We start from the raw sequence: 12880 nt of genomic DNA, 5'->3' as shown, positions 1-12880 counted from the left end.
GGCCGCCTGAGGAATCCAGCAGGGCGGCCGCCCGGAAAGGAGGCTCAGGGCAGCGCCGACTCGCCGGCCAGGCGGACCGAGCACTCCAGCAACATGCCGTGCACGAAGGCCTGCGGGAAATTGCCGCGGAGCTGGCGCCGGCGCACGTCGTACTCCTCGGCGAACAGCCCGGCCGGTCCGCAGGCCGCCCGGGTGCGCTCGAACCAGCGGAACGCGTCCACCCGGTCGCCGACCCGGAGCGTGGCCAGCGCCATGGCGAAGCCGCACAACAGAAAGGCGCCCTCGGCCTCGCCCAGCGGCACGCCGGGATGTTCGAAGCGGTACAGGTATCCGTCCTCGGACAGGCGGGACTCGACGTACCCGCGGGTGGCGGCGTCGCCGTCCCCGAAGGCGCAGCCGCGGGCCGTCGGCACCAGCAGTGCGGCCTCGGGCCCGTCGTCGTCCTCGGCCCGCCGCCAGCGGCCGTCCGCGTGCAGGCACCGGCGCCGGGTCTCCCGCAGCACCGTGTCGGCGAGGTCGGCGCACCGGCGCCCCGCGGCCCCGGGCAGCACCTCGGCCATCCGCCGCAGACCGCACACCACGCTCAGCCGGGAGTGGGTCCACCACCGGTCCTCCAGCTCCCACAGACCGGCCTCCGGCTTCAACCACTGCCGCTCGACGACGTCCACTGCGACGGCGGCGGCCCGTTCCGCCTCGTCGGTCAGGCGGTCGTGCGCGGCCGCCGCCGCGAACAACTGCAGCGCCTCGCCGAAGGTGTCCAGCTGGAACTGGGCGCCCGCGTCGTTGCCGACGTGGTCGTTGCCGCCGGGATAGCCGGGCAGCCGCAGGGAGCGCTCCTTGCCGACCGGCCGCCCGTCGACCGAGTAGGCGGGGCGCACCCGGTCGCCGTCCGCCAGGACGCGCTCGGCGACGAAGCGCACGGCATCGTCGACCAGCGGGTGCGGCCCGTGCGCGGCGACCGCGAGAGCGGCGTAGCACTGGTCGCGCAGCCACGCGTAGCGGTAGTCGTAGTTGCGCCCGCTGTTGGCCCGTTCCGGCAGGGACGTGGTCGCGGCGGCGACCATCCCGCCGGAGACGCTGGTCAGCCCGTGCAGCACGGCGTACGCGTGCCGGGCGTCGCGGGGCGCGACCAGCCGGGAGCAGTCCGGCACGGCCCGCCGCCACTCCTGTTCCGTGGCCCGCCACAGCGCGTCGGCGTCGAGCGGTTCGGTCTCCCGCCCCGCGGACAGTTCGAGGACGAGGTCGTGCCGCTCGCCCTCGCGCAGCCGGAATTCGCCGTACAGCCCCGCCCCGTCCCGCCACACCGCGTCCGGGGCCCCGGCGAGCCGCATCCGCAACCCCAGTGCCCCGGCCGTCCACACCCCGTGTTCGCGCCGGGGGTCGCGCATCCGGGCCTGCCCGAAGCCGGGCCGCGGGTCCAGGGCCAGGTTGAGGCGCCCCTCGCCCCGCTCCACCCGCATGCGGCGCAGCAGCACGAGGCGGTCCGTGCGGGCCGGCAGGGCCAGCGCCTCGCGGCACTCGATCACACAGTCGGCGGTCACCCACCGGCTGATCCGGATCAGCGTGCCCTCCTCGTAGGAGCCGCCCCAGACGTGCCAGGGGTCCGCGGGCTCCACCGTGAAGTGCCCGGCCCCGCCGATCAGCGCGGAGAACACCGCGTCGTCGTGCCACCGCGGGGCGCACAGCCACACGATCCGGCCCCGGGGATCCAGCACCGCACCTCGTTCACCGTCGGCGAGTACCGCGTACTCGCGCAGCGCCCAGGGCGGGCAGGACGTGTCCGGTGCCGCCGTGTGCCCATCGTCGCCGTCCCTCATGACGCTACGGCTGTCCCGGCGCCGATGGCCGAAACGCCGCCGCCGTCCCCGTGGCCCCACCCGCGCCGTGCTCGCCCAGCGGGCCCACCGCCAGCCCCGCCTCGCGGCAGTCGCGCACGATGTCCGGCAGCGCGCCGAGTGCGGCCCGCCAGCTGCCGGGGGCGGAGGCGTGATCGGTGTCGTGGAGCAGGACCGTGCCGCCCCCGCACAGATCGGCCGCGACGGTCGCGCGTACCGAGGCGGGCGTGGCGTCGTGCCGCCAGTCCTTGCCCCACGCCGTCCACAGCACGGGTCGCAGCCCGGCCCGCCGGGCGGCCGCCCAGCGACCGGAGGTGAGGATCCCGTAGGGCGGCCGGTACCAGCGCGGCACACGTCCGGAGACCTCCTCCACCACCCGGACGGCACGCAGCAACTCGCGCGTGTCCCGCGCCGGCGACGGCCACCAGGGACGGTCGTGCGTCCAGCCGTGGACGGCTAGTTCATGTCCGCGCCGGACCAGCTCACGGGTCAGCGCGGGGTGGCGTACGGCGTTCTCGCCCAGGACGAAGAACGTGGCCCGTACCCCGAGTCCGTCCAGCGCGTCGAGGAACTGCGGCGTGGACGCCGGGTCCGGCCCGTCGTCGAAGGTGAGCGCGACGTGGCCGGGACTGCCCCGGCCGGCCAGGCCCGGGAACCGTCGGCGGCGCAGTTCCGGCAGCCAGGTCGCGGCCGGACCGATGTGGACCAGCGCGGCGGCGACGACCGGAGCGACGGCGTACACCGCCCGTCCGGTGGGAAACCCGTGACGCACCCGTGGTGCCTCCGGTCTGTTCACTGCGCTCCGTCCTGGTTCGTTCAAGGTCCTCGTGCGTGACGTCTTCGTGTACCGAGGGCGCCGCTCACCGCTTCACGGCCCGCGCGGGGCCGTCCCGAGCCGCCGGGGCCGTGTCCCAGGCGCCGTGCACCGACGGTGCCCGGGCCAGTCCGACGCTGCCGACACCGATCAGCGCCACGCCGATCAGCTCGGGCAGCACCCGCACCCCGAGCAGGATCTCCTCGCCGAACAGGGCCCAGCCCAGGGCGACGCTGGTCAGCGCGTCGCCGAGGGTCAGTGCGGGCTGCGAGGCCGCGAGGGTCCCCGCCCGCAGGGCGCTCTGGAGCAGCAGGAAGCTGGCCACGCCCAGGACGGCCGTGGCGTACGGCGGCCACTGGGTCAGCACCTCGCCCACCCCTTGGGAGAGCCGCCCGGTCAGTTCCTTGAGCAGCGCCGCCGTGCCGCCGAATCCCACCGCGGACGCCGATCCGAACAGCGCCGCGCGGGGCGCGCCGTGCACCAGGCTGCCGACCGAGGCGAGGACCGTCATCAGGAGGAACAGCGCCAGCCCCGCCCAGACCCACCGGCCCGCGGTGGCGGTGTCGTGACCGGGCGCCGGGGCGGCCGAGCCCAGGAACAGGGCGAGCCCCACGGCCAGTGCCACGAACGCCAGCCACGTCCGAGAGTCCGGACGCCGGTGGAAGACCGCACTGCCGACCACGAGGGTGAACAGCAGCTCGGTGGCCATCAGCGGCTGGACGACGGCCAGACTGCCCACCGCCAGGGCGGCCGCCTGCAGCACCGTCGTCAGCGCGAGGAGCGCCGCCCCGCCGACCCAGTACCGGTCGCGCACCAGCCGCAGCAGTGAGCGCAGCATCGTGTGCCGGGCCCCTGCCCGGTCCTCGTCCTGCGCCGCGGCCCTGCGCTGCAGTACCGACGCCGCCGCGTTGGACAGCGCCGCGAACAGCGCGAGGACGACGGTGAGGACACTCACCGCGGCGTGCTCCCGGTCATCCGAACCGTGCGGCCAGCCGTCGGTACAGTCCCGGGGCCGCGCCCCGCACCCGGCAGGGCAGGCGCAGCCACGAGGGCACGTACACCTCGTCCCGGCCCCGCAGCACCGCGGTCCGCACCGCGTCGGCCACGCGTTCGGGGGGCACCGGGCGCGGCCTGGACCGCCGGTAGGGGGCGCCCCGGCGCTCGAAGAACGGGGTGTCGACGACGCCCGGCACCACATGGGTGACGCCGACGCCCGTGCCCCGCAACTCGTAGCGCAGCGAGTCCGCGAAGGCGCCGATCGCGGCCTTGGCGGCGGAGTACACGGCCTCGTCGCGCACCGCGACACTGCCCGCCAGCGAGCCGATGAGCACCACCCGCCCCGACCCCGCGGCCACCATCCCCGGCAGCAGCAGCCGCACCAGCCGCAACGTGGCCAGCACGTTGATGTCGAGCACCTCGTCGATGGTGCGCGGCGGCATGTCCAGGAACTCCCCGGCCCAGCCGACCCCGGCTCCCGCCACCAGCAGATCCACCGGGCCCGCCGTGGCCAGCGTGAAGTCGGTGAGCTGCCGGCCGGCGCCGGGGAGGGTGAGGTCCGCGGCGAACGCGGTGGCCGACGTGTCGTCGGCGACCTGGCGCAGCCGCACCGGGTCACGGCCCGTGAGCACCAGCCGCCAGCCGTCCCCGTCACTCAGGCGGCGGGCCACGGCCGCGCCGATACCGGAGGACGCCCCCGTCACGAGCGCCGTACGGGTCCGCGGGTCCCGGAGCCCGACGGGCTGCCGTCGGGGCCTGGCGTGGTCCGCGTCGGGTGCGACGACCTGCGGTCCGGGGACGGACCGGGGACGGGAGAACGCATGGACCATGGGGACCACCTTGGCTCGGGGCGGGCACCGGGAAGCGGCCGACCTGGCGGTCGGGCTCCGGCGTCCGGCCGGACGGGCGGTCACGGAGTATCCCCCAGGGCCCACCCGAAACGCCCGCTTGTGCGATGGTTTGGAACCCGCGGCACCGGCAACTTGGTCCGTCGTGCATCCTCGCAGCTCATCAGTGCCCCGGCGCTCCGGCCCCCCGCTCGGTCCGCAGGGCGGCAGACGTCTGCTGCTGATCAGCGCGAGTATGGGCGCGGGCCACGACACGGTCGCCGCCGAACTGGTCCGACGGGCCCGGGAACGCGGCGACACCGCCCAGACCGTCGACGTCCTCGCCCTCCTGCCGTACGGCCTGGGCACGGTCCTCAGGTGCTTCTACCGCGGGTCCGTACGGCACTTCCCGTGGGCGTACGCCGCCCTGTACCGCCTCTTCCTGCGGCCCGGCGCGGGACGCCGGCCGAGCGGGACGCCCCTGGCCCGGCTCGCCGGAGACCGGCTGCGCGAGCTGGCCGCACGCACCGGCGCGGACGTGGTCGTGCCCGTCTTCCACCTGGGCGCCCAGCTCACCGGCCACCTCCGGGACCGCGGGCTGCTGCCGGTGCCCAGTGTCGTCCTCGTGATCGACTTCGAGTTGCACCGGCAGTGGCTGCATCCCGGCAACGACCACTGCCTGTGTCTCACCGAGGAAGCGGCGCGCGAGGTGCGGGGGAGCACCGGCACTCCGGCGGGAACGTGCGATCCCGTCGTGGCGCCCGAGTTCTCCGCCGGCCACGTACCGGGGGCGGCCCAGTGGCGGGAGACGTTCGACCGGCTCGGCTCCGGGCGGCCCGCCGTGGTGCTGTCCGCCGGTGCCTGGGGCGTCGGCTCGCACCTGGACGCCACGGTCCGGCTGCTGGCGGACCACGGCTATCTGCCGGTCGTGCTCTGCGGCGACAACCAGCGGCTGCGCCGCACGCTGTCCGGCACACCCGGCGTGCTCGCCCTGGGCTGGGTGACGGACATGCCGGGCCTGCTGCACGCCGCCAGTGCCCTGATCGACAACGCGGCCGGCCAGACCGCCGTACAGGCGCTCGCGGCCGGACTGCCGGTCGTGGGCCATCGCCCCATTCCCGGCCACGGCGCGGACGGCGTCCGGCGGATGGCCGCGCTGGGTGTCTCCGAGGTCGCCGAGGACCGGACCGCGCTGCTCGAAGCCCTGGCGCGGCTCACCGCACCCGGCCGGGACCGGCGGCGGCGGATCGCCGCCGGACGCGCCCTGTTCACCGGCAACGCGGACGCCCTGACCCTGGTGACCGACCTCGCCGACGCCGCACGTGCGGGCGTCCGGCGGTGAGAGAGCGCCGCGAGCACGGAGCGGGGAGTGAGCAGGAGCGCCCGTCCGTTTTCCCGGACGCACACGGGGCACCCGCCCGGGGCGCGAACCGTGACAAGGAGGCGACGCCGTGCGGCTCGACGACTTCCTGACCAGGGTGCGCGACCGCGGTGAGTTCCACGGCGACGACGAGGCCGAGCAGGTCGCCACGGCCGTCCTGTGGGTGGTCGCTTCCCGTATCCCGCCGGGTGAGGCCGCCGACCTGGCCCGCGACCTGCCCGCACCCCTGGACGACGCGCTGCGCCTGGAACGCGGGCGCCCCGAGACCTTCGGGCGCGAGGAGTTCCTCCGGCGGGTGGCCCAGCAGACCGGGGCCCGGCCGCGCACCGCCGAGTGGGACGCGGGCGCCGTGCTGTCCACCCTCGCCGAGGCCGTGCCCCATGAACGTGTCGACCGGCTGCTGGCCCGTCTGCCCGCCGACTGCGCCGACCTCTTCGGCGGCTCGGCACCCCACTGAGTCCTCGGCCTTCTGGGCCGTCAGGCTCCAGGCGTACCGCAACCAGTCCGACACCACGATCGCGCTCAAGGCCGGTTCCGCGCCCGGCGTCCGTCGGACTCCACGGCGCCAATGAGCCGAGACAGGCAAGTCAGTCGCGCTCGGCGCGCTCCGCCCGCTCGGCGTGCAGCTGCTTCACCCGGGCCGCCTCCTTGCGCACGTCGGCCTGGACCGCCTGCTCCCGCTCCAGCCACTCCGGGCGCTCCTGCTTCAGCGCGTCGATCTGCTCCGTGGTGAGCGGCTCGGCGACCCCGCCCCGGTGCAGGCCCGCGATGGAGACGCCCAGCTTCGCCGCCACCACCGGCCGGGGGTGCGGACCGTCGCGCCGCAGCTCGCGCAGCCACGCGGGCGGGTCGGTCTGGAGCGCGTTCAGCTCGGCACGCGTGACGACGCCCTCCCGGAACTCGGCGGGTGTGGCCTCGAGGTACACACCCAGCTTCTTCGCCGCGGTCGCGGGCTTCATGGTCTGGGTGTTCTGGTGCGACGTCATGCGCCCAAGGGTATCGATCGTGTGAGTGGCTCCCGACCACGCCCGGTAACCTGGCCGGGTGACAGGCTCGGAAGCTCCCCCTTCGTTCCGGCTCGCGTACGTCCCGGGGGTGACGCCCGACAAGTGGGTGCGCATCTGGAACGAGCGGCTGCCGGACGTCCCCCTCGCCCTGACCCAGGTCCCCGCCGCCACCGCGGCGGGCGTGCTGCTGGGCGGCGACGCCGACGCCGGGCTCGTACGCCTGCCCGTCGACCGTACGGCGCTCAGTGCCATCCCCCTCTACACCGAGACCACGGTCGTGCTGATCCCCAAGGACCACCTCGTCACCGCGGCCGACGAGGTGGTCGTCGGGGACCTCGTCGACGAGATCGTGCTGCACCCCCTGGACGACGTCCTGGACTGGGAACGGCTGCCCGGCAGGCCCGCCCTGGAGCGGCCGGCCACCACCGCGGACGCCGTCGAACTGGTGGCGGCCGGGATCGGGGTGCTGCTCGTGCCGCTGTCGCTGGCTCGCCTGCACCACCGCAAGGACCTCACGTACCGCACGGTCACGGACGCCCCCGAGTCGAGCGTGGCCCTGTCCTGGCCCGAGGACGCGCACACGGACCGCGTCGAGGACTTCATCGGCATCGTCCGGGGCCGGACCGTCAACAGCACCCGGGGCCGACAGCCGGAACCGGCGCGCTCCAAGGGCGGGCGCACCGAAGGGGCCCCCTCCGCACGTCGCAAACCGGCGGCCGGGAAGGCGGGCGGGAAGGCGGGCGGCAGGACGGGTGGAGCCGCTGGCGGCAAGACCGGCGGGAAGCAGACCGGGAGCGTCCGGCGCGGCACCGGCGGCAGCCAACGGGGTGCGAGCGGCGGCAAGGGCAAGGGCGGCGGACGCGGCGGCAGGCCGCGGCAGCGCTGAACCGGACGGCGGACCCGCCACCGCCGCCCCTCGGCGCACCGGCCGCCCCGCCCCTCGGGGGACCGGCCAAGGCCCCGGCCCGTCGGCCCCCGGCGCGTCAGCGGACCGTCGGACTGGGCGTCGGCGCGGAGGTGTTGACCTCGAGCCCGGGCGGCGCGGTGAGCGAGACCACCGGCTCGCCCGGCTGCGGGGCCGGCGGCGTGAGCTGTGCCTTGGGCAGGTTCGGCGGTGCGGTCTGCTGGAAGTTGACCTGGTCGAAGTTGACCAGCCCGGTCTTCTCCAGCACGGTGATGTGGTCGAGCACGGTGTCGTTGGCCTGGTCGGCGAGCTGCCGCACCAGGGAGTTCTTGGTGTTGGCCCGGATCTTGGCGATGGCCGGGAAGATCTGGCCGTGCGTGATCCGCATGATGTTGACCGCGGTGGTGTCGAACTGCTTGCCCGTCGTCCCGTTCACGGTCGAGACGAACTGCTGCTGCTGCGGTGAGGCCAGGTTGGGCAGGGTGATGCCCAGCTCCGGGGCGATCCTGCGGCAGGTCGCGTCCAGCCGGGAGTGGCCGACGACGAGATGCTCACCGGCCTCCCTCATCTCCGGGCTCGTCCCCCGCTCCATGGCCATCAGCCCGAGCGGGTGCTCCCACAGCCCCGCGGCACGCACCTTCACCACGAAGTCCCGGTCCTGCTCGGTGAGCGGCCCGTACCGCGTGTTGGTGACGACCCGGGCCTGGTCACTGCCCGCGTTCTGGACCCCGAGCATGGCCGGGTAGGCGAGGGCGCTGAGGGTGAGGACCAGGGCACCGGCCACGAAGGCGGTCCCTGCCGTGGTGCGCGTGATGCGCATCGTGCCTCCTGGGGCGAAGACAGGCTCGGACACCAGGAGATACGGATACGAGGGGCGGTCTGATCACCGTTTCGAGCACTTACCCATGTTGCTTCCCTCACGTTGTTTCCCTCATACCGTTTCCGTCGGTCCGCAGCCAGTCGTGTGCCGCCCGTGCGGTGAACTCCTCCTGGCCACCGCGCACCAGCAGTTCCGCGGTGGCGAACTCCGGTGCGTCGGCCTGCCCCGCGACGTACGGGATTGCGATGCAGCGCATCCCGGCCGCGTGCGCGGCGGCGGCACCGGGAGCGGCATCCTCCAGCACCACGCAGCGGGCCGGGTCCGCGCCCAGCCGGCGGGCGGCCTCCAGGAAGACGTCGGGGGCGGGCTTGCCCCGCGCCACCTCGTCGGCCGAGACGACCGTGCGCAGGTGTGCGTCCAGGCCGGTGCGCGCCAGGATCGTCCCGATGGCCTCGGGCGACGAACCGGACGCCACCGCCATCGGTACGCCCTCGGCCGCCAGCAGCTCGACGAACTTCCGCATCTCGGGATACGCGCGGGCCGAGGTGCGGGCGAGCCCGAGATAGTGCCGGTTCTTCACGGCGAGCAGTTCCTCGACCGTGGCCCGCAGCCCGTACCGCCGCCTCCAGTCGGCGACCGTCTCCTGGGTGCTGATGCCCACGTACGCCTCGTGGTCGGCCCAGGTGAAGTCCGGGACGCCGTACTCGGCGAGGGTGCGCCGGCCCGCTTCGTAGTAGTTCGGCTCGCTGTCCACGAGCGTTCCGTCGAGATCGAAGATGACCGAGATGCCGCCCAGCGGGCCCATGGTGCTCATGGCGTCCAGGATGCCAAGGATCACCTGCGGGCCGAGCGCCCGATCGACTCCACCAGGGGCAGCAACCGGTGCGGCACGCGCTCGCGCAACGCCACCTCGCTGCGGGTGCGGACCACGCCGGGCAGGCTGATCAGCTTCTGCACCACGTCTTCCAGGTGCGCGTTGTCGCGGGCCACGACGCGGGTCAGCAGATCCCCGCCACCCGTGATCGAGAACGCCTCGACGATCTCCGGCACGGCCGCCAGCGCCTCGCCCACCTCGTCCAGACGGCCCTGGGTGACCTCGATGTGCACGAACGCGAGCACCGGGTGGCCCAGTGCGGCGGGGGAGAGGGACGGAGCGGTACCGGTGATCACGCCGTCCCGCTCCATGCGGTCGAGGCGGGCCTGGAGGGTGCCGCGGGCGATCCCGAGGACCCGGGCGTACTCGCGCACGCTGGTGCGCGGCTGCTCCAGCAGCAGCCGCAGGATGCGGGTGTCGAGTTCGTCGACGGCCATCGCGGGTCCAGCCCTCTCCAGTCGGCCATTGGCTCTCCGGTGGCCGCAGGCATGCCGTGATCACAGTACCAATGGCCCACTCTGGCGGCAGCCTGTTGAGCCACTGGCGGCCGGGATGCTCCTATGGACGAGTCGATGGCGCTGCGGACCCCGCGGCGCCTTTTGCATGCGGTGACTTCCGGGCCGGTCGGCGACTTCCGGGCCGGTGGGCGTGAGCGAGCGAGGGGGCGGTAATCAGTGCTGAAGAAGGTGTTCGTGAGCCCGGACCCGGGACGGTCCCGGCTGCGGTTCGCCGCCCGGGCCGTCCTCGGCATCGGGCTGGCCGTCGTGGTGTGCGGAGTGGCCGGTATCTCTCTGGTCGGCGCGATCATCGGCGGCCTCGCCGCCCTGCTCGCGCTCTTCACCGTCACCGACGCCACCGTGCGCGGCCAGGCCGTCACCACCGCGCTGCTGCCGGTCGCCGGGCTCCCCGTGCTGACCGCTGCCGCCGCGCTGCACGACCTTCCGGTGGCCCGGGACCTCACCTTCCTCGCCGTCGTCGGAGCCGGCGTGTACGCGCGTCGCTGGGGCCCGCGCGGGCACAGCCTCGGCGTCTTCGCCTTCATGACCTTCTTCATCGCCCAGTTCCTGCACGCCACCACGGACCGGCTGCCCGAGATGTTCGCCGCCGTCCTGCTGTCCGTGGCCACCGCGGCGACGGTGCGGTTCGGCCTGTGGTGCTACGAGCGCCGCCGCCCGGCGCCCGCCGTCCCCGCGCCGCCCGCCGGCACCGGACTGGCCCGCATCACCACCCGGCAGGCCGTGCAGGCCACCGCGGGCGCCGGTTTCGCCCTGGTCGTGGGCCAGCTGGTGTCCGACGACCGCTGGTACTGGGCCGTCGGCGCCACCTGGTGGGTGTTCGTCAACACCACCTCGCGCGGCGAGACGCTGGTGCGCGGCTTCCGCCGGGTCCTGGGCACGGTCGTCGGCATCGGCCTGGGCTTCCTGATCGCCGTGCCGGTGGCCGGGGCACCGGTGCCCACCGCCGTACTCGCCGCCGCCTGTGTCTTCGGCATCTTCTACACCGCCGCGGTCTCCTACACCTGGATGATGTTCTGCGTGACCCTGCTCGCCGAGCTGCTCTACGGCCTCCTGGGCGTCCTCGGCCCCGGCCTGCTCGCGCTGCGGATCGCCGAGACCGGCGTGGGTGCGCTCGGCGCCGCGCTCGCCGTGCTCTTCGTCCTGCCCGTCACCACGCACGCCGTCACCGACGTGTGGATCCAGCGCGCCCTGCGCTGCGTGCACGCCTGCACCGCGGAGGCCGCCGCCCGGCTCGCCGGAACCGAGGGTGCCGATCCGGCGCCGCGGGTGGCGGAGCTGGAGCAGCTGCTGGGCCGGGTGCGGCTGTCGGTCGCCCCGCTCGTGCACCCGCTGAGCCCGATGCACGGCCGCAGGCGGCGGGCCCGCCGGGTCCTGGACCTGCTCGACGACTGCGCCCGGGAGATCCGCGGCCTGGTCGCCGTGGCCGCCGACCCCGAAGCCTCGCACGACGCACGGCTGGCGGCCGCCTGCTGGCGTGTCGAGGCCGCGGTCGAGGCGCTCACCGGAGGGGGTACCGTCCCCGCCCGTGCGGGCGGGCCGCGCGCCGCCGAACCCGCGCTGGCGCACCTCCACGACCTGGAACAGGCCCTCGCCGAACTCGCCGCGCCCCTGCGCACCCCCTCCGGTTCCCGCCTGGCCGGCGCCTGACCCGGCTCGCCGACCGCCCCCGCGACACCCGTTCCGCCCCCGCGACACCCGTTTGGTCTAGACCGCACGTGATCGACTGCTACCGTCGCTCCCGGGCGGACGATCAGGCCGGGCGAGCGGGTCGGCACTCGACGCGACGCAGGACGAAGCGGGACGAGAGGGGCAGCGGTGACGGACGGCGGCAGGCGGCAGCGGCGGGCATACATCGGGTCGTTCACGGCGGCCGGCGGCCCCGGGATCCTGACGGCGACCGTCGCCCCAGACAGCGGCGCCCTCACGGTCGTGAGCGGCACGGACGGTCTGGCCGACCCCTCCTACCTGGCCCTGGCGCCCGACGGGGACACGCTCTACGCCGTCAGCGAGACGGCCGAGGGCGCGGTGGCCGCCTACCGGGTGAGCGGGGACAGGCCCGAGCCCGCCGGACGGCCGGTGCCCGTCGAGGGCGACGGACCGACCCACCTCAGCCTGTACGCCGGGCACGTACTGACCGCCAACTACGGCTCCGGCACCGTCACCGCCGTACCGGTCCGCGCCGACGGCACCCTGGCCCGCTCCGCGTCCGGCGTGCTGCGGCACACCGGCTCCGGTCCGCACGCCCAGCGTCAGCAGGGACCGCACGCGCACCAGGTGCGGCCCGACCCCAGCGGGCGCTGGGCCGTCAGCGTGGACCTCGGCACCGACTCCGTGCGGGTCTGCACCCTGACCGACGGTGCCCCCGCCGTGCACCGGGAGGTCGCGCTGCGGCCGGGGTCGGGACCGCGGCACCTGGCCTTCCATCCGGACGGTTCCCAGGCCTATGTCGTCAACGAACTGGCGCCCACCGTCACCGTCTGCCACTGGGACGCCGACGACGGCGTGCTCAAGCCCCTCACCGAGGTGCCGCTGCTGCCGGGGGCCCCGGCGGGCGACGCCTACCCGTCCGGCATCGCCGTGTCGCCCGACGGCCGCTTCGTGTGGACCGCGACCCGTGGCGAGGACGTCCTGTCCGTGTTCGTCGTGGAGCCGGACGGCCTGCGGCTGTCCGCCACCGTGCCCTGCGGTGGGCACTGGCCTCGCGACATCGCCGTGTCCGGCGGCTTCCTGTACGCGGCCAACGAGCGCTCGGGAGACGTGACCTGGTTCGCACTGGACCCGGTCACGGGCATCCCCCGCCGCACGGGCTCCCTCGCGGTCCCGGCAGCCTCCTGCGTGATCTTCGCCCCCGCGTAGCTCAAGGGCCGGGCAGCGCGCCCAAGGGCCAAGCAGCGCGCCCGCCAC

General features: G+C 74.8%; 13 protein-coding genes. 5 read left to right on the top strand and 8 right to left on the bottom strand.

Annotated features, from left to right (window positions below):
* Window positions 1-44: 44 nt before the first annotated feature.
* The 4 genes from ACH4D3_RS24700 to ACH4D3_RS24685 form a co-directional block, all read right to left on the bottom strand.
* Window positions 45-1817 (bottom strand): glycoside hydrolase family 15 protein, encoded by a 1773-nt coding sequence (locus ACH4D3_RS24700; RefSeq protein WP_398325670.1) that lies wholly within the window; start codon window positions 1815-1817, stop codon window positions 45-47.
* 4 nt (window positions 1818-1821) lie between these two features.
* Entirely contained in the window at window positions 1822-2577 is a 756-nt protein-coding gene (locus ACH4D3_RS24695; RefSeq protein ID WP_398325667.1) for a polysaccharide deacetylase family protein, read from the bottom strand.
* A 118-nt stretch (window positions 2578-2695) separates the two neighbouring features.
* The gene (locus ACH4D3_RS24690) at window positions 2696-3604 is read right to left on the bottom strand and encodes a DMT family transporter (protein ID WP_398325664.1); all 909 of its coding nucleotides are present in this window, start codon (window positions 3602-3604) and stop codon (window positions 2696-2698) included.
* A 16-nt stretch (window positions 3605-3620) separates the two neighbouring features.
* Window positions 3621-4475, bottom strand: coding sequence for an SDR family NAD(P)-dependent oxidoreductase (locus ACH4D3_RS24685; RefSeq protein WP_398325661.1), 855 nt, complete (start codon window positions 4473-4475; stop codon window positions 3621-3623).
* A 253-nt stretch (window positions 4476-4728) separates the two neighbouring features.
* Here ACH4D3_RS24685 and ACH4D3_RS24680 point away from each other — a divergent pair, with 253 nt between their 5' ends.
* Together ACH4D3_RS24680 and ACH4D3_RS24675 are read left to right on the top strand one after the other, a co-directional pair.
* A complete protein-coding gene (locus ACH4D3_RS24680; RefSeq protein WP_398326387.1) occupies window positions 4729-5814 on the top strand; it encodes a galactosyldiacylglycerol synthase in 1086 nt (361 codons plus the stop codon).
* A 109-nt stretch (window positions 5815-5923) separates the two neighbouring features.
* Window positions 5924-6310 carry a DUF2267 domain-containing protein gene (locus ACH4D3_RS24675; RefSeq protein WP_398325658.1) on the top strand — a complete coding sequence of 129 codons (387 nt, stop codon included), beginning with the start codon at window positions 5924-5926 and terminating at the stop codon, window positions 6308-6310.
* A 130-nt stretch (window positions 6311-6440) separates the two neighbouring features.
* Here ACH4D3_RS24675 and ACH4D3_RS24670 read toward each other — a convergent pair whose 3' ends face one another.
* The gene (locus tag ACH4D3_RS24670) at window positions 6441-6839 is read right to left on the bottom strand and encodes a DUF5997 family protein (RefSeq protein WP_398325655.1); all 399 of its coding nucleotides are present in this window, start codon (window positions 6837-6839) and stop codon (window positions 6441-6443) included.
* Between the two features lie 58 nt (window positions 6840-6897).
* Here ACH4D3_RS24670 and ACH4D3_RS24665 point away from each other — a divergent pair, with 58 nt between their 5' ends.
* Window positions 6898-7746 carry a LysR substrate-binding domain-containing protein gene (locus ACH4D3_RS24665; protein WP_398325652.1) on the top strand — a complete coding sequence of 283 codons (849 nt, stop codon included), beginning with the start codon at window positions 6898-6900 and terminating at the stop codon, window positions 7744-7746.
* Window positions 7747-7843: 97 nt separating this feature from the next.
* Here the strand turns inward: ACH4D3_RS24665 and ACH4D3_RS24660 are convergent, their stop codons facing one another.
* From ACH4D3_RS24660 to ACH4D3_RS24650, 3 genes are all read right to left on the bottom strand, one after another.
* Window positions 7844-8584: a DUF4142 domain-containing protein gene (locus ACH4D3_RS24660; RefSeq protein WP_398325649.1), complete on the bottom strand. Its 741-nt coding sequence runs from the start codon at window positions 8582-8584 to the stop codon at window positions 7844-7846.
* Between the two features lie 97 nt (window positions 8585-8681).
* Window positions 8682-9389 carry an HAD family hydrolase gene (locus ACH4D3_RS24655; RefSeq protein ID WP_398326384.1) on the bottom strand — a complete coding sequence of 236 codons (708 nt, stop codon included), beginning with the start codon at window positions 9387-9389 and terminating at the stop codon, window positions 8682-8684.
* A 29-nt stretch (window positions 9390-9418) separates the two neighbouring features.
* Window positions 9419-9895, bottom strand: coding sequence for an Lrp/AsnC family transcriptional regulator (locus ACH4D3_RS24650; protein WP_398325647.1), 477 nt, complete (start codon window positions 9893-9895; stop codon window positions 9419-9421).
* A 237-nt stretch (window positions 9896-10132) separates the two neighbouring features.
* Here ACH4D3_RS24650 and ACH4D3_RS24645 point away from each other — a divergent pair, with 237 nt between their 5' ends.
* Entirely contained in the window at window positions 10133-11623 is a 1491-nt protein-coding gene (locus ACH4D3_RS24645) for an FUSC family protein (protein WP_398325644.1), read from the top strand.
* Window positions 11624-11791: 168 nt separating this feature from the next.
* The gene (locus ACH4D3_RS24640) at window positions 11792-12832 is read left to right on the top strand and encodes a lactonase family protein (protein WP_398325641.1); all 1041 of its coding nucleotides are present in this window, start codon (window positions 11792-11794) and stop codon (window positions 12830-12832) included.
* Window positions 12833-12880: the final 48 nt, after the last annotated feature.

This window comes from Streptomyces sp. NPDC018026, assembly GCF_044327745.1.
Taxonomy (GTDB): Bacteria; Actinomycetota; Actinomycetes; order Streptomycetales; family Streptomycetaceae; genus Streptomyces; species Streptomyces rubrogriseus.
Note: the sequence above shows the minus strand (reverse complement) of the source record. Positions and strands in the feature narration are given on the sequence as shown.

What these genes read in the sequence shown, in the direction of transcription:
- ACH4D3_RS24700 (WP_398325670.1), bottom strand. Translation starts at nt 1,817, where the DNA reads ATGAGGGACGGCGACGATGGGCACACGGCGGCACCGGACACGTCCTGC.
- ACH4D3_RS24685 (WP_398325661.1), bottom strand. Translation starts at nt 4,475, where the DNA reads ATGGTCCATGCGTTCTCCCGTCCCCGGTCCGTCCCCGGACCGCAGGTC.
- ACH4D3_RS24680 (WP_398326387.1), top strand. Translation starts at nt 4,729, where the DNA reads ATGGGCGCGGGCCACGACACGGTCGCCGCCGAACTGGTCCGACGGGCC.
- ACH4D3_RS24670 (WP_398325655.1), bottom strand. Translation starts at nt 6,839, where the DNA reads ATGACGTCGCACCAGAACACCCAGACCATGAAGCCCGCGACCGCGGCG.
- ACH4D3_RS24660 (WP_398325649.1), bottom strand. Translation starts at nt 8,584, where the DNA reads ATGCGCATCACGCGCACCACGGCAGGGACCGCCTTCGTGGCCGGTGCC.
- ACH4D3_RS24655 (WP_398326384.1), bottom strand. Translation starts at nt 9,389, where the DNA reads ATGGGCCCGCTGGGCGGCATCTCGGTCATCTTCGATCTCGACGGAACG.
- ACH4D3_RS24650 (WP_398325647.1), bottom strand. Translation starts at nt 9,895, where the DNA reads ATGGCCGTCGACGAACTCGACACCCGCATCCTGCGGCTGCTGCTGGAG.